General features: G+C 61.3%; 17 protein-coding genes. 7 read left to right on the top strand and 10 right to left on the bottom strand.

What is annotated here, in order from left to right:
• The first annotated feature begins 175 nt into the window (after positions 1-175).
• Entirely contained in the window at positions 176-2,011 is a 1,836-nt protein-coding gene (locus tag HX851_RS11255) for a sigma-54-dependent Fis family transcriptional regulator (protein ID WP_177065363.1), read from the top strand.
• 172 nt (positions 2,012-2,183) lie between these two features.
• On the opposite strand, the gene cysS is transcribed toward HX851_RS11255, so the two are convergent.
• Both cysS and HX851_RS11245 read right to left on the bottom strand, forming a co-directional pair.
• Positions 2,184-3,566: a cysteine--tRNA ligase gene (gene cysS / locus HX851_RS11250; RefSeq protein WP_177056493.1), complete on the bottom strand. Its 1,383-nt coding sequence runs from the start codon at positions 3,564-3,566 to the stop codon at positions 2,184-2,186.
• A gap of 18 nt (positions 3,567-3,584) precedes the next feature.
• Positions 3,585-5,282: a glutamine--tRNA ligase/YqeY domain fusion protein gene (locus tag HX851_RS11245; protein ID WP_177056494.1), complete on the bottom strand. Its 1,698-nt coding sequence runs from the start codon at positions 5,280-5,282 to the stop codon at positions 3,585-3,587.
• 244 nt (positions 5,283-5,526) lie between these two features.
• On the opposite strand from HX851_RS11245, the gene HX851_RS11240 reads away from it, so the two are divergent.
• Positions 5,527-6,030 (top strand): peptidylprolyl isomerase, encoded by a 504-nt coding sequence (locus HX851_RS11240; protein WP_177056495.1) that lies wholly within the window; start codon positions 5,527-5,529, stop codon positions 6,028-6,030.
• Positions 6,027-6,758 carry a UDP-2,3-diacylglucosamine diphosphatase gene (gene lpxH, locus HX851_RS11235; RefSeq protein WP_177056496.1) on the top strand — a complete coding sequence of 244 codons (732 nt, stop codon included), beginning with the start codon at positions 6,027-6,029 and terminating at the stop codon, positions 6,756-6,758. Before HX851_RS11240 ends, lpxH begins: the two co-directional genes overlap by 4 nt.
• A gap of 183 nt (positions 6,759-6,941) precedes the next feature.
• Here lpxH and HX851_RS11230 read toward each other — a convergent pair whose 3' ends face one another.
• The 4 genes from HX851_RS11230 to HX851_RS11215 all read right to left on the bottom strand — a co-directional run bounded on the left by HX851_RS11230 (position 6,942) and on the right by HX851_RS11215 (position 11,694).
• Positions 6,942-8,471 carry a DHA2 family efflux MFS transporter permease subunit gene (locus tag HX851_RS11230; RefSeq protein WP_177056497.1) on the bottom strand — a complete coding sequence of 510 codons (1,530 nt, stop codon included), beginning with the start codon at positions 8,469-8,471 and terminating at the stop codon, positions 6,942-6,944.
• A 63-nt stretch (positions 8,472-8,534) separates the two neighbouring features.
• Entirely contained in the window at positions 8,535-9,737 is a 1,203-nt protein-coding gene (locus HX851_RS11225; RefSeq protein ID WP_177056498.1) for an HlyD family secretion protein, read from the bottom strand.
• A 15-nt stretch (positions 9,738-9,752) separates the two neighbouring features.
• Entirely contained in the window at positions 9,753-11,222 is a 1,470-nt protein-coding gene (locus tag HX851_RS11220; RefSeq protein WP_177056499.1) for an efflux transporter outer membrane subunit, read from the bottom strand.
• Entirely contained in the window at positions 11,212-11,694 is a 483-nt protein-coding gene (locus HX851_RS11215; protein WP_177056500.1) for a MarR family winged helix-turn-helix transcriptional regulator, read from the bottom strand. Before HX851_RS11215 ends, HX851_RS11220 begins: the two co-directional genes overlap by 11 nt.
• 306 nt (positions 11,695-12,000) lie before the next feature.
• Here HX851_RS11215 and HX851_RS11210 point away from each other — a divergent pair, with 306 nt between their 5' ends.
• Both HX851_RS11210 and HX851_RS11205 read left to right on the top strand, forming a co-directional pair.
• Entirely contained in the window at positions 12,001-12,183 is a 183-nt protein-coding gene (locus HX851_RS11210; RefSeq protein ID WP_017129567.1) for a type II toxin-antitoxin system HicA family toxin, read from the top strand.
• 23 nt (positions 12,184-12,206) lie between these two features.
• Entirely contained in the window at positions 12,207-12,611 is a 405-nt protein-coding gene (locus HX851_RS11205) for a type II toxin-antitoxin system HicB family antitoxin (RefSeq protein ID WP_017129568.1), read from the top strand.
• Here HX851_RS11205 and HX851_RS11200 read toward each other — a convergent pair.
• On the bottom strand, positions 12,608-13,222 hold the full coding sequence (locus tag HX851_RS11200) for a MiaE family protein (protein WP_177056501.1): 615 nt from the start codon (positions 13,220-13,222) through the stop codon (positions 12,608-12,610). The two genes, HX851_RS11205 and HX851_RS11200, sit on opposite strands and share 4 nt — an antisense overlap.
• A 239-nt stretch (positions 13,223-13,461) precedes the next feature.
• Between HX851_RS11200 and HX851_RS11195 the strand changes: the two genes are divergently transcribed.
• Positions 13,462-14,322: a universal stress protein gene (locus HX851_RS11195; protein WP_177056502.1), complete on the top strand. Its 861-nt coding sequence runs from the start codon at positions 13,462-13,464 to the stop codon at positions 14,320-14,322.
• A 42-nt stretch (positions 14,323-14,364) separates the two neighbouring features.
• Here HX851_RS11195 and HX851_RS11190 read toward each other — a convergent pair whose 3' ends face one another.
• Positions 14,365-14,835 carry a DUF1289 domain-containing protein gene (locus tag HX851_RS11190; RefSeq protein ID WP_177056503.1) on the bottom strand — a complete coding sequence of 157 codons (471 nt, stop codon included), beginning with the start codon at positions 14,833-14,835 and terminating at the stop codon, positions 14,365-14,367.
• A gap of 404 nt (positions 14,836-15,239) precedes the next feature.
• On the opposite strand from HX851_RS11190, the gene acnB reads away from it, so the two are divergent.
• A complete protein-coding gene (acnB, locus tag HX851_RS11185; RefSeq protein ID WP_177056641.1) occupies positions 15,240-17,840 on the top strand; it encodes a bifunctional aconitate hydratase 2/2-methylisocitrate dehydratase in 2,601 nt (866 codons plus the stop codon).
• Between the two features lie 205 nt (positions 17,841-18,045).
• Here acnB and queF read toward each other — a convergent pair whose 3' ends face one another.
• Complete coding sequence (gene queF, locus HX851_RS11180) at positions 18,046-18,876, bottom strand: NADPH-dependent 7-cyano-7-deazaguanine reductase QueF (protein WP_177056504.1); 831 nt, start codon at positions 18,874-18,876, stop codon at positions 18,046-18,048.
• Positions 18,877-18,957: 81 nt separating this feature from the next.
• The gene (gene copI / locus HX851_RS11175) at positions 18,958-19,497 is read right to left on the bottom strand and encodes a copper-resistant cuproprotein CopI (protein ID WP_177056505.1); all 540 of its coding nucleotides are present in this window, start codon (positions 19,495-19,497) and stop codon (positions 18,958-18,960) included.
• Between the last annotated feature and the right edge of the window lie 4 nt (positions 19,498-19,501).

Here is a 19,501-nt window from a genome sequence, read left to right as displayed (position 1 = left end):
AGACAGGATGGCGTGGCAGATTCGCCACTGAACAGAAATGAACAACCAGGAGTGAACAGATGAACACTTCGATGGTTGACAATGAACAAATGTGAACAACACTGGATAAATGCTTTTTGGCTCGATCGCGGCCGCCCACAACAAAAACAATAAAGCACCCCGGAGATCGACAGCCATGGCCGTTGCCCCTCTCAGTCACGACACCATCATCCAGGACTCCTGGAGCCGCTGCCGCCGCTTCGGCCTGAGCCATCAGTCCGCGCCAGCGTTCGACCAGCTACCGGCCAACGAAGTCGCACAACTTCTGGACAGCCAGCAGGCACTGGTGCAGACCACGCACCAGGAAGTGCTGCCGTACTACGAGAACATCCTCAGCAACTCCAACTGCCTGATCATGCTCGCCGACAATCAGGGCCAGGTCCTTACCTCCTGGGGCACCCAGCGCTTTATCGAGCCCCAGTTGCTGCGCGGCTTCAGCCCCGGCGCCAGCTGGAAGGAGCACTACACCGGCACCAATGCCATCGGTACCGCCCTGGCCTGCGAGCAGGCGGTGCATATCGAGCACGACGAGCATTTCCTCAAGGCCAACCGCTTCATGACCGGCTCGGCGGCACCGATCTTCGATGCCAGCCGGCAGGTCATCGCCGTGCTGGATGTGTCCAGCGACAGCTACCTGCCGCCCTCCCACACCCTAGGCATGGTCAAGATGATGAGCCAGACGGTGGAGAACCGTCTGATCCTCAACCTGTTCAAGGGCGAACATTTCCAACTGGTGTTCAACACCGGGCTGAACAACCTCGACAGCCAGTGGGCCGGGCTGCTGATCTTCGATGAAAACGGCCAGGTACTGTCGGCCAATCGCCGCGCGGATAACCTGCTGGGCATCAGCCTGTCACGGGTCGGCATCGACAGTCTGTTCAATGTCTCGTTGCTGGAACTGCTCAACCAGCCGGAAGGCCTGCCGTTTTCCCTGCAGGCGGCGGGTCGCAACCGTTTCCATTGCCTGCTCAAGCGGCCGAAGTACACGCCGATCAAGCCGCGGGTATTTACCGAAGCCAAAACCCGAACCGAGACTCCGACCGACCGATCAGGCCTCAAGGCCCTGCATTGGGGCGACGATCGAGTGGAGAAAGCCATACGCCAGGCGGAACGCCTGCAGGAAAAAGGCATTGCCTTGCTGATTCACGGCGAGACCGGGGTCGGCAAGGAAGTCTTCGTCAAGGCCCTGCACCAGGCCGGTTCAAGGGCCGCACAGCCGCTGATCGCGGTGAACTGCGCGGCCATTCCGGCGGAGCTGGTGGAGTCGGAGCTGTTCGGCTACGAGAAAGGTGCCTTCACCGGCGCTAACCAGAAAGGCCATATCGGACTGATCCGCAAGGCTGACAAGGGCACGCTGTTTCTCGATGAAATCGGCGACATGCCGCTGCCGACCCAGGCCCGCTTGCTGCGGGTATTGCAGGAACGTTGCGTACAGCCGGTGGGCAGCAGCGAAGCTTATCCGGTGGATATCCGCCTGGTTTCGGCAACCAACCGTTCGTTGCGCCAGCAGATACAGAACGGCCTGTTTCGCGAAGACCTGTACTACCGCATCGGCGGCCTGACCCTGGAGCTGCCGCCCTTGCGCGAGCGCGCCGACAAGCAGGCGCTGTTCCAGCACATCTGGGAACGGCATCGGGAAAGCCCGCAATGGGCCGGACTGAGCCGCGAGGTACTGGCACTGTTCGACCGCCACCCCTGGCCCGGCAACATCCGCCAGCTCGACAGCGTGATCCAGGTAGCCCTGGCGATGGCCGAAGACCAGCCGATCCGTGCCGAGCATCTGCCGGATGATTTCTTCGTCGACCTCGGCCTGAACGCTGAAGAATCGGTCCCGTTGCCCATTGCGCAGGCGCTGGAAAACGTCGAGGACCTGAACCAGTTGCTGAAGGCCTCCGGCGGGAATATTTCCCACCTGGCCCGCCAACTCGGGGTCAGTCGCAACACCTTGTACAAGCGCCTGCGACAGCAGTAAGAGGATCGCACCGCTGCGCGGTGATCGCGGACAAGCCCGACGCCTACAAGGACCGCGTTGATCGTTCCCACGCTCTGAGCTGACCCCACAAAGGCGGACGCAGAGCGTCCTGGACGACGTTCCCACGCGGAGCCTGGGAACGATCAGCCAAACGGTCAACTCAAGGTATTGCTCAGTCAGCCACGCGCCAGGTCGTGCCGCCCTTGCCGTCTTCCAGCACCACCCCCATGGCGGTGATCTGGTCGCGGATACGGTCGGACTCCGCCCAGTCCTTGTTGGCTCGCGCTGCCAGGCGCGCCTGGATCAGGGCTTCGACTTCCGCCGCATCGACCCGCCCTTCGGCGCCCGCCCGCAGGAAGTCATCGGCCTCCAACTGCAGGACACCGAGCACGCTGGCCAGCTCCTTCAAGCGCGCCGCCAGACCGGCCGCCGCCTCGGGATCGCTCTCGCGCAGGCGATTGATCTCGCGCACCATCTCGAACAGTACCGCACAGGCTTCCGGCGTACCGAAGTCGTCGTTCATCACCTGGGTAAAACGTTCGACAAAGGCTTCGCCGCCGGCTGCCGGCACGTTCGGCAGACCTTTCAACGCGTGGTAGAAACGCTCCAGGGCGCCCTTGGCATCCTTGAGGTTGTCTTCCGAATAGTTGATCGCGCTGCGATAGTGGCTCGACACCAGCAGGTAACGCACGACTTCCGGATGGTACTTGTCCAGCACGTCGCGAATGGTGAAGAAGTTGTTCAAGGACTTGGACATCTTCTCGCCATTGATGCGGATCATGCCGCAGTGCATCCAGGCATTGGCGTAAGTCTTGCCGGTGGCCGCCTCGCTCTGGGCGATTTCGTTTTCATGGTGCGGGAACTCGAGGTCGCTGCCGCCGCCATGAATGTCGAAGGTCTCGCCCAGGCAGCAGGTGGACATCACCGAGCATTCGATATGCCAGCCCGGACGTCCGGCGCCCCAAGGCGACTCCCAGCTCGGCTCGCCCGGCTTGGCGGCTTTCCACAGGACGAAATCCAGCGGATCCTGTTTCGACTCGTCGACCTCGATCCGCGCACCGATGCGCAGGTCTTCGATCTTCTTGCGCGACAACTTGCCGTAGCCCATGAACTTGCCGACGCGGTAGTACACGTCCCCGTTGCCCGGCGCGTAGGCGTAACCCTTGTCGATCAGGGTCTGGATCATGGCGTGCATGCCCGGAATGTGATCGGTGGCCCGTGGCTCCATGTCCGGCTTGAGGATGTTCAGGCGCGACTCATCCTCATGCATCGCGGCGATCATGCGTTCGGTCAGCGCTTCGAACGATTCGCCGTTCTCGTTGGCCCGATTGATGATCTTGTCGTCAATGTCGGTGATGTTGCGCACATAGGTCAGGTCATAACCGCTGAAACGCAGCCAGCGGGTCACCAGGTCGAAAGCGACCATGCTGCGGCCGTGGCCCAGGTGGCAGTAGTCGTACACGGTCATCCCGCAGACATACATGCGTACCTTGTTGCCATCCAGCGGCTTGAAGACTTCTTTGCTCTTGGTGAGCGTGTTGTAGATGGTTAGCACAAAACGTTCCTTAACTGATCACTGACCCCAGGAGTCGCGCAGGGTCACCGTACGGTTGAATACCGGGGCGCCAGGTTTCGAGTCCTTGATATCCGCGCAGAAGTAACCTTCGCGCTCGAACTGGAAACGGTCTTCCGGTTGTGCGTTGCCCAACGAAGGTTCGGCACGACAACCCGTGAGGACCTGCAGGGAGTCAGGGTTGATGTTGTCCAGGAAACTTGCGCTGTCTTCGGCCTTCTCCGGGTTCGGCGAGCGGAACAGGCGATCGTACAGACGCACTTCGCACTCGATGCTGGCCGCTGCCGGCACCCAGTGGATCACGCCCTTGACCTTGCGACCCTCGGGGTTCTTGCCCAGGGTGTCCGGATCGTAGGAGCAGCGCAGCTCGACGATATTGCCTTCGGCATCCTTGATGGCTTCGTCGGCACGGATCACATAGCTGCCGCGCAGGCGCACTTCACCGGTCGGCTCCAGGCGCTTGTAGCCCTTGGGCGGCTCTTCCATGAAGTCGTCACGATCGATGTAGATCTCGCGGGCGAAGGGCAACTGGCGCACGCCCATGTCTTCCTTCGGATGGCATGGCAACTCGAGGTTCTCGACCTGGCCTTGCGGGTAGTTGGTGATGACTACTTTCAGCGGACGCAGCACGCACATGGCACGCGGGGCGCTGTGATCGAGGTCGTCACGGATGCTGAATTCCAGCATGCCGAAGTCCACCACGCCATCGGAACGGTTGGTGCCGACCATCTCGCAGAAATTGCGGATGGATTTCGGCGTGTAGCCGCGACGGCGGAAACCCGACAGCGTCGACATGCGCGGGTCGTCCCAGCCGTTGACATGCTTCTCGTCCACCAGTTGCTTGAGCTTGCGCTTGCTGGTGATGGTGTAGTTCAGGTTCAGCCGCGAGAACTCGTACTGGCGCGGTTTGCACGGCACCGACAGGTTGTCGAGGAACCACTCGTAGAGCGGACGATGGCTTTCGAACTCGAGGGTGCAGATCGAGTGGGTAATGCCTTCGATGGCATCCGACTGACCGTGGGTGAAGTCGTATATAGGGTAGATGCACCACTTGTCACCGGTCTGGTGGTGGTGGGCATGACGGATGCGATAGAGGATCGGGTCACGCAGGTTCATGTTCGGCGAGGCCATGTCGATCTTCGCCCGCAATACGCGCTCGCCATCCTTGAACTCGCCGGCTTTCATGCGGGCGAACCAGTCGAGGTTCTCTTCCACCGAACGCTCGCGGAACGGACTGTTCTTGCCCGGTTCGGTCAGGCTGCCACGGTATTCCTTGGCCTGCTCGGGGGTCAGGTCGTCGACATAGGCCTTGCCGGCCTTGATCAACTCGACCGCCCAGTCATGCAACTGGTCGAAATACTGCGAGGCGTAACGCACTTCACCGGCCCACTGGAAGCCCAGCCACTTGACGTCGCTCTCGATGGCGTCGATGTATTCCTGGTCTTCCTTGGCCGGGTTGGTGTCGTCGAAACGCAGGTGCGTGACGCCGCCGAACTCCTGGGCCAGGCCGAAGTTCACGCAGATCGACTTGGCATGGCCGATGTGCAGGTAGCCGTTGGGCTCAGGTGGGAAACGGGTGACGATCTGGGTGTGCTTGCCCGAATCCAGGTCGGCCTGAATGATCGGGCGCAGGAAGTTGACCGGGACAGCCGGGCCGGTCTTGGCGTTCGAAGTAGGGTCGACAGTGGGCTTGCTCATAAGATCCTTGGACGTGACAAGTGCGTGGCCCGGATAGGCCGAGTCAATCAAAGCCCCTATCATAGCCGAACCTGTCAAGCCCCTGACAGGGCCACCCGGAAAACGGCTGCTTTTAATACCGTCGGGATAAAAACCCCTCGAAATGCCCGAAGAGCACGTTAAACTCCCCGGCCAGGTTGTGGCGTGAACCGTTATCGGGCTCCGCCGCAGTTCCAAGAATTCCCTGAATAGAGCGATAGCTACCATGACTCAAGTCAAACTGACCACCAACCACGGCGACATCGTGCTCGAGCTGAACGCCGAGAAAGCCCCGCTGACCGTTGCCAACTTCGTTGAATACGTCAAGGCCGGCCACTACGAAAACACCGTGTTCCACCGCGTCATCGGCAACTTCATGATCCAGGGCGGCGGTTTCGAGCCAGGCATGAAGGAAAAGAAAGACAAGCGCCCAAGCATCCAGAACGAAGCCGACAACGGCCTGCCGAACGAGAAGTACACCGTGGCCATGGCCCGCACCATGGAGCCGCACTCGGCGTCCGCGCAGTTCTTCATCAACGTCGCCGACAACAGCTTCCTCAACCATAGCGCCAAGACCACTCAGGGCTGGGGCTACGCGGTATTCGGCAAAGTGACTGAAGGCACCGACGTGGTCGACAAGATCAAGGGTGTCTCCACCACCATGAAAGCCGGCCACCAGGATGTTCCAGCAGACGACGTGATCATCGAGAAAGCCGAGATCGTTGAGTGATACTGCTGATTTCAGATTTACATCTGGAAGAGGAGCGCCCGGACATCACCCGGGCGTTTCTGGATTTCCTCGCCGGGCGCGCCCGTTCGGCACAAGCGTTGTACATCCTCGGCGACTTCTTCGAAGCCTGGATCGGCGACGATGCCATGAGCCCGTTCCAGCGTTCGATCTGCGCCGCATTGCGCGAGGTCAGCGATGGCGGCACCCCGATTTTCCTGATGCACGGCAATCGCGATTTCCTGCTCGGCACGGCTTTTTGCAAGGCCGCCGGAGCCACCCTGCTGAAAGATCCGAGCGTGGTGCAGATGAATGGCGAACCGGTGCTGCTGATGCACGGCGACAGCCTGTGTACCCGCGACGAAGCCTACATGCGCCTGCGGCGCTACCTGCGCAATCCGCTCACGCTGTTTATCCTGCGGCACCTGCCACTGCGCACCCGGCACAGGCTGGCCCGCAAGTTGCGCAGCGAAAGCCGTGCCCAGACCCGCATGAAAGCCAACGACATCGTTGACGTGACCCCCGAGGAAATCCCGCGGATCATGCAACAGTATGGCGTGCACACCCTGATCCATGGGCATACCCACCGCCCCGCCATCCACAAGCTGCAACTCGGCGCGCAGGCGGCGAAACGCATCGTGCTGGGGGATTGGGATCGCCAGGGCTGGGCCTTGCAGGTGGATGAGCAGGGGTTCCAGTTGGCGCCTTTCGATTTCATGCCGTCAGCCTGAGAACAGAATCCCTTGTGGCGAGGGGGCTTGCCCCCGCTCGGCTGCGCAGCAGCCGTAAAACCGACCACCTCGTTCTGTCCATTACGACGCGGTGACGGGCTTTAGGGCCGCTGCGCGCCCCAGCGGGGGCAAGCCCCCTCGCCACATGAGTAACTCGCCCCAGTGCCCCGCAGTACCTCGCCGTCAGTGTCCCGCCGCCGCGGGCCCGGCCTTGGCCGCGAACGGCGGCTTGGCCAGCCACACCAGCAGCATCAAGCCCATGAACCCCCAACCCAACAGCGTGAAATAATCCACGGTGGAGAGCATGTACGCCTGGCTGGTGAGGATCTGGTCCAGCCGACCATAGGCCTGGCTGCCCGCCCCACCGAGGTTGTCCAGGGCACTGCGGGTCGCCGGATCGAATGGGGTCATGCTTTCACTCAGGTAGGCATGGTGCTGGTCGGCGCGACGAATCCAGATCCAGGTGGTCAGCGACGCCGCGAAGCTGCCCCCGAGGGTACGCAGGAACGTGGCCAGGCCGGCACCGTCGGCGATCTGCTGCGGCGGCAGGTCCGACATCAGGATGCTCAGGGTCGGCATGAAGAACAGTGCCACGCCGATGCCCATGAACAACTGCACCAGGGCTATGTGCTGGAAGTCCACCTCATTGGTGAAGCCGGCCCGCATAAAGCAGCTCAGCCCCATCGCCAGAAACGCAATCCCCGCCAGCAGGCGCAGGTCGACCTTGTTGGCGTATTTGCCGACAAAAGGTGACATCAATACCGGCAGGATACCGATCGGCGCCACCGCCAGCCCGGCCCAGGTCGCGGTGTAGCCCATCTGGGTCTGCAGCCACTGGGGCAGGATCAGGTTGATGCCGAAGAACCCGGCATAGCCCAGGATCAAGACAATGGTGCCGATCCGGAAGTTGCGGTAGGCAAACAGGCGCAGGTTGACAACAGGATGCTTGTCGGTCATCTCCCAGATCACGAAGGCCGCCAGGGCGATCACCGAGATCACCGCACCGATAATGATGAAGTTCGACTCGAACCAGTCCAGGTCGTTACCCTTGTCGAGGATCACCTGTAACGCGCCGACGCCAATGATCAGGGTCAGCAAGCCGACATAGTCCATCGGCTGGCGACTGGTCACCACCGGACGCGCCTTGAGCTGCTGGCGCACGATCATGGTGGCGAAGATGCCGATCGGCACGTTGATGAAGAAGATCCACGGCCAGCTGTAGCTGTCGGTGATCCAGCCACCGAGAATCGGCCCGGCAATGGGCGCGACCACCGTGACCATCGCCAGCAACGCCAGGGCCATGCCGCGCCTCGCCGGCGGATACACGGCAATCAACAGCGTCTGGGTCATCGGGTACAACGGCCCGGCCACCAGGCCCTGGACGACCCGGAAGCCCACCAGTTCGGGCATCGACGTGGAAATGCCACAGAGAAACGAGGCCAGCACAAACAGCAGCGTGGCCCAGATAAATAGCTTCACCTCGCCGAAACGCCGGCTCAGCCAGCCGGTCAGCGGCAGGGCAATCGCGTTGCTCACGGCAAAGGAGGTGATGACCCAGGTGCCCTGCTCCGAACTCACCCCCAGGTTGCCGGAAATGGTCGGCAGCGCAACGTTGGCGATGGTGGTATCGAGCACCTGCATGAAGGTCGCCAGCGACAGGCCGATGGTACTGAGCAAAAGACTGGGCGGGGTAAAAGACGCGTTCGAACTCATCGCGAATCCTTTGGAACGAGGCAGGTGCTGCGACCACCAGGGTCGCAGCCGGGGATTGGCGACTCAGCGTTGCGCGGTTTTGGTCGTCGCGGCGCTGTTTTCATGGATCAACCGGGTAATCACCGCATCGGCATCCGCCAGTTGCTGCTGGTAGACGTTGGTGGTGAACGAGGCCTTTTGCGGCGGTTGCTGGGCCAGCACCGGACCACTCTGGTCATGCAGATTGACTTCGACCTGGGTCGACAGCCCGACCCGCAGCGGGTGCTTGGCCAGTTCTTCGGCGTTGATATGAATCCGCACCGGTACGCGCTGGACGATCTTGATCCAGTTGCCGGTGGCGTTCTGCGCCGGCAACAGGGCAAAGGCACTGCCGGTACCGGCGCCGAGGCTGTCGATGGTACCGCTGTACTTCACATCACTGCCGTACAGGTCGGCCTCGATATCCACGGGCTGGCCGATACGCATCTGTTGCAGCTGGGTTTCCTTGAAGTTGGCATCGATCCACAACTGGTCCAGCGGAATCACCGCCATCAGCGCGGTCCCCGGCTGGACACGCTGGCCGAGTTGCACGGTGCGCTTGGCGACATAACCGGTCACCGGCGCGATCAGGGTGGTCCGGGCGTTCGCCAGGTAGGCCTGACGCAGTTGGGCGGCCGCGGCTTTGACATCGGGGTGATTGGACACCACCGTATCGTCCACCAGCGCATTGATGGTGTTGAGTTGCTGCTGGGCATTGCTCAGGGCGCTCAGGGCCGAGGTCAGGTCATCACGGGCATGGGACAGCTCTTCCTGGGAGATCGCCCCGCCGGCAGCGAGGTTCTTACGGCGGGTGAAGTTGTCCTGGGCTTTCTGCACGGCAGCCTGCTGCGCGACGACCTGGGCCTTCATACCATCGACATTGCTATACAGGCCACGAACCTGGCGCACGGTCTTGGCCAGATTGGCCTCGGCACTTTGCAGGCCGACCTGGGCATCGCTCGGGTCGAAGTTCAGCAGCACCTGGCCGGCGTGGACCAGATCGCCGTCGTCGGCACCGATACTCACCACCGTACCGGTGACCAGCGGGGTGATTTCCACCACGTTGCCGTTGACGTAGGCATCGTCGGTGCTTTCGCTCCAGCGTCCGTAGAACTCATGCCAGCCCCAGACGGCCAGGCCACCGACGATCACCAACAGGGCGAGCACCGAGAGCATGACCTTGCGTTTGCCGGAGTTGCCGGTATCAGGGGCGTTTTCAACAGCGTTTGTTTCGGCAGGGGTAGCCATGGCAAGTACCTTGAATTAATGGGGCTGTGCGGCCGGGTTTGCTGTGTTCGAGGCAATGTTCTCGACGTGGAATCCGCCGCCCAGGGCCTGCATCAGTTGAATGGAAAGATCGATCTGCTGGGCATTCAGGTCCGCCAGCTGGCGCTGGGACTGCAACAGGGTCTGCTCGATGGTGAGCACATCCAGGTAGTTGCCGATGCCCGAGCCGTAACGCTGGACCACGGTGTTGTAGGATTCCTGGGCGATATCGGCCGCGTGCTGCTGGGCGACGACCTGCTGGCCCATGGCCCGCAACTGCTGGATCGTGTCACTGACATCACCGAGTGCCTTGACCAGGCTCTTGTTGTACTGCGCCACCGCCAGGTCGTAATCGGCGTCCTTGGCATCAAGGCCGGCGCGCAGGCGGCCGCCGTCGAAGATCGGCAGCGAAACCGTCGGGGCGATACTGAAGAAACGGCTGGCCGAACCGAACAGTGCATCGCCCAGCAGGGATTCGGTACCGGCCGCGGCACTCAGGTTGAGGTTCGGGTAGAAACGGGTCTTGCCGGCAGCAATATCCTTGCTCGCGGCTTCGACACGCCAGCGCGCCGCCACCAGATCGGGACGCCGTCCCAGCAGCTCCGCCGGCAAGGTCGACGGCAGGGCGACCGCGCCGGGCTGAAGGATCTTCGGCCGGGCAATTTCATTGCCGCGATCCGGGCCCTTGCCCAGCAGCACGGCCAGGGCGACCTTGGCACTCTGCAATTTCCTGCGGGCGTCGATCACCTGCTCTTCGGAACTGGCGGCCAGGCTTTCGGTTTGCTGGTACTGATAATGGCTGTCGATCCCGGCATTCAGGCGACGCTGGCCGAGTTCGAGCAACTGCCGGGTGCGCTTGAGATCGTCGTTGGCCAGGTCATGGACGATATGTGCCTCGCCCAGGTTGCTGTAGGCCCGGGCGACATCCGCGGACAGGGTCAGGCGTGCCGCCTGCTGGTCGACTTCGGCGGCCCGGGCCTGGCCGAGTGCGGCCTCCCAGGCATCCCGCTGCCCACCCCAGAGATCGAAAGTGTAGTTGAAGTCGAGACCCGCCTTGCGCACGGTATCGTAGGTGCCACCCTGCCCGCTCGGGTCCTGGTCCCGTGCCAGACGCGAACGACTGACACCGGCGCTGGCGTCCAGGGTCGGCAGGCGCGCGGCATCGGCGGCATAGGCCGCAGCGGTCGCCTGGTGAGTCCGGGCACTGGCAATCTGCATGTCCGGGCTGTCGCGCAGGGCTTCGCGGATCAGGCCGTCAAGTTGCGGATCGCCGAGGCTCTTCCACCAGTCGCTGCTGGGCCAGGCCGCCGGCGACAGGGTGATGCCCTTGAGGGATTGCTCGGCCTTGAGGTTTTTCGCCTCGAGGCTGACACCCGAAGTCGTCAGTCCCTGGTAACTGGCACAGCCCGCCAGGGCCATCGCCAGGAACACCAGACTCAAACCGCCACGCAAGGTTTTACTGTTCATTTTTACCACCCAGCCGCAACTCGATGATCGAATCACCGGCTGCCAGCAAAACCTTCTTGAGAATATTTTCCAGGGTCTGCAACTCCTCCCGGGTAATCGCTCCCGCCAGTTCGTTCATCGCATCGGCACCGATCTCCGGCAGCCGGTCCGCGAGTTCCTGTCCTTGCGCCGTCAGCACCAGCCGAACCTGGCGGCGGTCGCCCTCGGAGCGTTGCCGGGCGAGCAAATCCTTCTGTTCGAGACGGTCGAGCATCCGTGTCATCGAGCCGCTGTCCAGGGACAGGTGGCGGCACAGTTCGGCCGGCGAATCGACACCGAACTGGGCCATGATGATCAGCACCTTGAACTGCGCGGCGGTGATGCCGTACGGGACCATGTGGGTGTCGATGATCCGATCCTTGAGCAAGGCCGCGCGGCCGAGCAGCAGACCGAGATGGCAGTTGTGGAAGTCGTCCGGCAAGAAATGCTTCATAGGGTCACCAGGAAAGCTGCCTAGGCAGAGAGTTGGATGGATATTACTGCTTAGGCAGCGAATGTCAAAGTAATTGTTAGCAAGCTTTGTATTGACCCGATAAAAGGCCTGCCCCGGGGACGCTCAGGCATAAGAGGGATGGGCTTAGAAGAAAATGGGCTGAACAGCAGGGTTTTGGGATCGTCTCACCCACTACGTGACGAACGGCACGCCCCTCAAAAAGATAACTCTAGACACACCTTTAAAACCGATGTCTGATAGAGCAACAGCTAGGCTTCCCTGACATACCCGAAAAAGGAGTCATAGGTGAAGAGCAGGGATTTGATCGCCGAACTGGAGGCCGCCGGCTGGATGCTGCAACGAATCAAGGGTAGTCATCATGTGTTCGTTCACAGCACCAACCCTCATTCGATTCCCGTGCCACATCCCAAGAAGGATCTGCCACTCGGAACTATCAGAAGCATCAGAAAACGGGCGGGCCTGCTATGAACCCAGTTACGAAGGAGGAGCTCATGCAATATCCCATCGCCATTGAATGGGGTGATGAACACACCGCCATTGGCATCCAGGTTCCGGATATTCCCGGCGCCGTGACTGCCGGCGACACTTTTGAGGAGGCTTATAATGCCGCCATCGAGGTCGCCCATATAATGCTCGAGGAAATCGCGTCGGACGGACAACCGATCCCCATGCCCTCCTCGTCGCTTTCGCACCGGAAGAACCCCGACTTCGCCGATATGGGCTGGGGCATGCTGGAGCTGGATATATCGCCCTATCTGGGCAAGACCGAGAAGGTCAACGTCACCCTTCCCGGTTTCGTGATCCAGCGCATCGACCGTTATGTACGCGATCACCAGATCAAGAGCCGATCGTCGTTCCTGGCCGATGCGGCGCTGGAAAAACTGGTTCGTGCCTAAGCGATAGCCGTGGCGGGCACACCGCTGTGGAACCTGAACTCGATATCCGGCGACTCGATCAGTTCCTGTTCGACCGCCCGCACTTTTTCGATGACCCGGCCGATATCGTCGGCATCGCCGTATTGATAGGCCAGTTTCAGATAGCCCTGGAAATGCCGCGCTTCGCTCTTGAGCAAGCCGAAGTAGAACTTGCCCAGTTCTTCGTCAAGATGCGGCACCAGGGCTTCGAAACGCTCGCAACTGCGCGCTTCGATAAAGGCGCCGACCACCAGGGTATCCACCAGCTTCACCGGCTCGTGGCTGCGCACCACCTTGCGCAGTCCCGAGGCGTAGCGGCCGGCGGACAGTTGCCGCAGTTCGATCTTGCGACGCTTCATCAGGCGCATGACCTGCTCGTGATGCACCAGTTCCTCCCGGGCCAGCCGTGACATCAGGTTGATCAGGTCGACATGGGAGTGGTACTTGGCAATCAGGCTCAGGGCCGTGCTCGCCGCCTTGAACTCACAGTTCTTGTGGTCGATCAGCAGCGTTTCCTGGTCGGCCAGCGCCGCTCGCACCCAACCGTCCGGCGTCCGGCAGCCGAGGAATTCATGGATTTCCGGCAGACTCACAGGAAGGCTCCCGCCAGTACGGGGCACGCAGGGTCGAACAACGAAAGAATCGGCAACATGGGGCTCACAGACACGGGCTCGCAGGACAGAAGGGAATCAGGCAACTCAGGGTCGCCGATTATACGGGTCCCGGGCAGGACCACCAGCCACCTGCCTTGATATGCATCAAGTTCAGAGTCGGCGCAGTGCAACTATAGTTGTGTATACGTCGCCTTCAGCCCCTTCGGAGAAACCCGATCATGCAAGCCATCCGCAGCATTCTGGTGATACTCGACCCTGAACACGCCCACAGCCTGGCGCTCAATCGGGCCAAACTGATCGCCAAGGTCACGGATGCGCACCTGCACCTGCTGATGTGCGACCCCAAGCATGATCACAGCGCCCTGCTCTCGCTGCTCAAGAGCCAACTGCATGACGACGGCTACAGCGCCACCGCGGAACAGGCCTGGGAAAAGACCCTGCACGACACCATCATCGGCGTACAACAGGCCGAAGGCTGCGGGCTGGTGATCAAGCAACACCGCCCGGACAGCCCGCTGAAAAAGGCCTTGCTGACGCCATCAGACTGGAAACTGCTGCGTTTCTGCCCCTGCGCGGTCTTGATGGTCAAGACCGAAACGCCATGGGCCGGCGGGGTGATCCTCGCCGCAGTGGATGTCGGCAACTCGGACGAAGAACACCGGCACCTGCATGCCAATATCATCGATCATGGCTATGACATCGCCAGCCTCGCCAAAGGCCGACTGCACGTGATCACCGCGCACCCCTCGCCCATGCTCTCGGCCGCCGACCCGGTATATCAGCTCAAGGAAACCATCGAGGCCCGCTATCGCGATCAGTGCCGGGCCTTCCAGGCGGAGTTCGATGTCGACGACGAACACCTGCACGTCGCCGAAGGCCCCGCGGATGTGCTGATCCCGCACATGGCCCACAAGCTCGGCGCGGCGGTCACGGTCATCGGTACGGTGGCGCGCAACGGGATCTCGGGGGCGCTGATCGGCAATACCGCCGAAGTGGTCCTGGACTCACTGGAAAGCGATGTCCTGGTGCTCAAGACCCAGGAAATCACCGATCACCTGGAGGAACTGGCCAGGGGTTGAAGCCTGCGCGAAAGCAGGAACCGCAGGCCCGCGACAGGTTTCTCAGGCGCCGAACGCGTCCTTGAGAAACCCCGGCGCGATGTAACGCTGGTAGTGTGCTTCGGACAGCAGGAAAAATTCCCGATCAATGGCATCGCGCAGTTCGGGCAGGTTCCAGTCGCGGAACTCCGGCAGCAACACCATGCCATAGGCATCCAGCTGGCTGATCACCCGGGCGCCGCGGGCAATCAATTGATAAGCCCAGCAATATTCCGACTGATGCGGCACGAAGCGAATCTTGCGGGCTTCCAGTTGCTCGCGCAGCCTGACCGGATCGAACACCTCCAGCTTGGCCACCATCACCTGCACCAGCAACTGTTCCAGACGCAGCCAGACCGCACGCTTCTCCTCCTCGTTGTAACCGTTCCAGTGGATCACTTCATGGTGGAAGCGCTTGCAGCCGCGACACACCAGATCACCGTAAACAGTGGAGCAGAGGCCGACGCAGGGAGTCTTGATGGTCTGATTGGACATGGGCGGGAAACACGCGGAAAAGCTAAACAGGTCCGCATGTTAGCCCTTTGTCTAAGAAGGGTCACCCCCGAACCTGTAGGGCTTAACTTACCTTTCTCTGGAATATGCCGTAGAATCGGCCTGCCTTTTTAGGCGCCAATGTCCGTTGGAAGCTGTTTTCAAAGCGTCACGAGCACAGTTGATCCTGAAGAACGGCGTTGGCGCAGGAATTTCCGCCAGGAAGTCCCTGTGCCGACCCTCATCTGCTCCCGTTCCGAAGGCGTAAAACTTTGAAAACAGCTTCTGTTGGAAATCTCCGAACCTCTGGCTAAACGGCTCAAAAAGCCCTGCAGCGCATGAGAGTCGAGCATTTCTGGATGAGCGTCCCGGACACCCATTTGGGACCACTGATGAGGGTAATAACTGTGCTTGAAGCCTACCGCAAACATATCGAAGAGCGCGCAGCCCTGGGTATCGTGCCCCAGCCGCTTAACGCCGAACAAACCGCAGGCCTGGTCGAGCTGCTGAAGAATCCCCCGGCTGGCGAAGAAGCTTTCCTCGTTGACTTGATCACCAACCGCGTTCCACCTGGAGTGGACGAAGCGGCCTACGTCAAGGCTGGTTTCCTTTCCGCCCTGGCCAAGGGTGAAGTCAAATCCCCCCTGATCGACAAGAAACGCGCTGTTGAACTGCTCGGCACCATGCAAGGCGGCTACAACATCGTGACCCTGGTCGACCTGCTGGACGACGCCGAGCTGGCACCGGTTGCCGCCGCGCAACTCAAGCACACCCTGTTGATGTTCGATGCCTTCCACGACGTCGCGGAAAAAGCCAAGAACGGCAACGCCCACGCCAAGGCCGTGATCCAGTCCTGGGCCGATGGCGAGTGGTTCAAGAACCGCCCGACCCTGGCCGACAAGATCAGCCTGCGCGTGTTCAAGGTCACCGGCGAAACCAACACCGACGACCTGTCCCCTGCTCCAGATGCCTGGTCGCGTCCTGACATCCCGCTGCACGCCCTGGCCATGCTGAAAATGGCCCGTGACGGCATCGTTCCGGACCAGCAAGGCGCCATCGGCCCGATGAAACAGATCGAGCAGATGCGTAACGACGGCTTCCCGATCGCCTACGTCGGTGACGTGGTCGGTACCGGTTCGTCGCGTAAATCGGCAACCAACTCGGTACTGTGGTTCTTCGGTGACGACGTTCCCTACGTGCCGAACAAGCGCGCAGGCGGCTTCTGCTTCGGCAGCAAGATTGCCCCGATCTTCTACAACACCATGGAAGATGCTGGCGCACTGCCAATCGAGTTCGACGTCACCAACATGAACATGGGCGACGTGATCGACCTGTACCCGCATGCTGGCAAAGTCACCAAGCACAACAGCGATGAAGTCCTGGCCACCTTCGAAATGAAGACTCCGGTACTGCTCGACGAAGTCCGTGCCGGCGGTCGTATCCCGCTGATCATCGGCCGTGGCCTGACCGAGAAGGCGCGTGCCGAACTGGGCCTGCCACCTTCGACCCTGTTCAAGCTGCCGGAAGCCCCGGCAGAAAGCACCAAAGGCTACACCCTGGCGCAGAAAATGGTCGGCAAGGCCTGCGGCGTGACAGGCGTTCGCCCTGGCACCTACTGCGAGCCGAAGATGACCACCGTCGGTTCCCAGGACACCACTGGCCCGATGACTCGCGACGAACTGAAAGACCTGGCTTGCCTGGGCTTCTCCACCGACCTGGTCATGCAGTCGTTCTGCCACACCGCGGCCTATCCGAAGCCGATCGACGTCACCACGCACCACACCCTGCCTGACTTCATCATGACCCGTGGCGGTGTTTCCCTGCGTCCGGGCGACGGCATCATCCACAGCTGGCTGAACCGCATGCTGCTGCCGGACACCGTCGGCACCGGTGGTGACTCCCACACCCGCTTCCCGATCGGCATCTCGTTCCCGGCCGGTTCAGGTCTGGTGGCTTTCGCCGCCGCCACTGGCGTGATGCCACTGGACATGCCTGAATCCATCCTGGTGCGTTTCAAGGGCAAGCTGCAGCCAGGCGTCACCCTGCGTGACCTGGTCCACGCCATCCCTTACTACGCCATCCAGAAAGGTCTGTTGACCGTCGAGAAGAAAGGCAAGAAGAACGCCTTCTCCGGCCGCATCCTGGAAATCGAAGGCCTGGAAACCCTGACCGTCGAACAGGCTTTCGAACTGTCCGACGCCTCGGCCGAACGTTCCGCCGCCGGTTGCACCATCAAGCTGTCGAAAGAGTCGATCGCCGAGTACCTGAAGTCGAACATCACCCTGCTGCGCTGGATGATCGGCGAAGGCTACGGCGATGCCCGCACCCTGGAGCGTCGTGCACAGGCGATGGAAGCCTGGGTCGCCAACCCTGAGCTGCTGGAAGCCGACAAGGACGCCGAGTACGCCGAAATCATCGAAATCGACCTGGCCGACGTCAAGGAGCCTGTGCTCTGCGCGCCGAACGACCCGGACGATGCCCGCCTGCTGTCCAGCGTTGCCGGCGAGAAGATCGACGAAGTGTTCATCGGTTCCTGCATGACCAACATCGGCCACTTCCGCGCTGCGGGCAAGTTGCTGGATCAGGTCAAGGGGCAGTTGCCAACTCGCCTGTGGCTGTCGCCGCCGACCAAGATGGACGCTCACCAGCTGACCGAGGAAGGCTACTACGGCATCTACGGCAAGGCTGGCGCGCGCATGGAAATGCCGGGCTGCTCGCTGTGCATGGGTAACCAGGCACGGGTAGAACCGAACTCCACCGTGGTGTCGACGTCGACCCGTAACTTCCCGAACCGTCTGGGCGACGGCGCGAACGTCTACCTGGCTTCGGCCGAGCTGGCGTCCGTGGCATCGATCCTGGGTCGCCTGCCGACCGTCGAGGAATACATGGAGTACGCGGGCAAGATCGACAGCATGGCTGCCGATGTCTACCGCTACCTCAGCTTCGACCAGATCGCCGAGTTCCGTGAAGCCGCAGCGAACGCCAAGATCCCGGTCGTTCAAGCCTAAGCAACACGCGCAATAGAAAAAGCCCCGACGAGTCGGGGCTTTTTTATGCCTGCGCAAATCTGATTTTTACCCAGGGAAACATGGCCTTGAAAACGCTATAAAACCTGTGGGAGCCGGCTTGCCGGCGATGAGGCCCTGGAGTTTTGCATCGTCCTTTCGATCGCCATCGCCGGCAAGCCAGCTCCCACAAGGTTAGCGTTCAACCTTACTGCCGAACCAACCGCAGGTTCTGGAACTCGACCGCCTCGGTGCTGCGGTACGGATTGATATCCAGCCCACCCCGCCGTACATAACGCGCATACACCGTCAATTTCTCCGGCTTCAGCAAACGCTGTAGATCGAGGAAGATCCGCTCCACGCACTGCTCGTGAAAGTCCGAGTGCTGGCGGAAGCTCACCAGATACGCCAGCAGGCTCGCGTGATCCAGCGCCGCACCACGATACTCGACAACCACGCTGCCCCAGTCCGGCTGGCTGGTGACCGGGCAATTGGACTTGAGCAGATGGCTGTGCACGCTCTCCTCGACCCGCCGCGACTCATCGCAACGCAACAGCTCGGGGCGCGGGTGGGCATAGTCGCTGACACTGATCTCCAGGTCATCAATACACACGCCCGGCAAGGCCACCACACCCTCGACCTGCACCTCGCTCAAGGAACGGACCCGCACGCCCACAGGCTTTCCGGCCGCTGCCGAGAGATCGGCGCGCAGCACCGCCTCCAGGCTCGCCGTATCGGCAAACGGTGTCTGGTTCAAGGAGTTGAGGTACAGCTTGAAGGACTTGGACTCGATGATATTCGGGGAGTCCGCGGGAATGCTGAACTCGCCGATCGCCACCACCGGCTTGCCCGACGGCAACAGCCAGGAAAGCTCGAAGCAGTTCCAGAAATCCACGCCCCGATAAGGCAAGGTCTCGGCGCTCAGGCCCAGCTCGGCCCATTTCGCCGCGCGCGGGATCGGGAACAGCAAGGACGGGGTATAAGTGGCAATGTACTCACTGGACTTGCCCAGCGGCGAGTGTTCGGCTGCGGGATGCATAACGGAAACCTGAAAGAATAAACCCGACAAGTCTATCGGGTTTACGTCCGGCTTTCAGCGTGGGGATACCACCCGACCGGCTCAGCGGTCGATTTTCAGTTGACCGACCATGCCCGCCTGGTAATGACCAGGGATGTTGCAGGCAAACTGCAGGTTGTCGGCCTTGCTGAACGTCCAGGTCAGCTCGGCGGTCTTGCCCGGCTCCACCAGCACGCTGTTGGGATCGTCATGCTTCATCCCATGATCCATGCCCGCCATGGCGGAATGATCCATCCCGGCCATCTGCATTCCGGTCGGCGTCAACATGCCAGATTGCTGCATCTTGAGCATTTCCTGCTGGTGCTCGGCATGCATCGAGGCCTCGCCGAGATTGAACTCATGCAGCAGATGACCTTTATTGACCAGCACGAAACGCACGGTCTCACCGGCCTTGACCTCCAGTTCCCTGGCGCTGAAAGCGATATCGGTCATGGTCACCTCGATCGTGCGGGTGGCCTTCGCCGCAGGCGCCGGCTGACCGAAATCATAATGCGCGGCCGGTGCAGCCCAGGCCGGAAAGCCCAGTACCAGCAGACCTGCAAACACCAGGCTGTTACGCACAAACCCAGTACAAACAAACATACTC

The sequence above is a fragment of the Pseudomonas gingeri genome, assembly GCF_013385635.1.
Classification (GTDB): domain Bacteria; phylum Pseudomonadota; class Gammaproteobacteria; order Pseudomonadales; family Pseudomonadaceae; genus Aquipseudomonas; species Aquipseudomonas gingeri_A.
The sequence above is the reverse complement of the archived record's forward strand: the minus strand, read 5'-3'. Positions and strand labels throughout refer to the sequence as shown.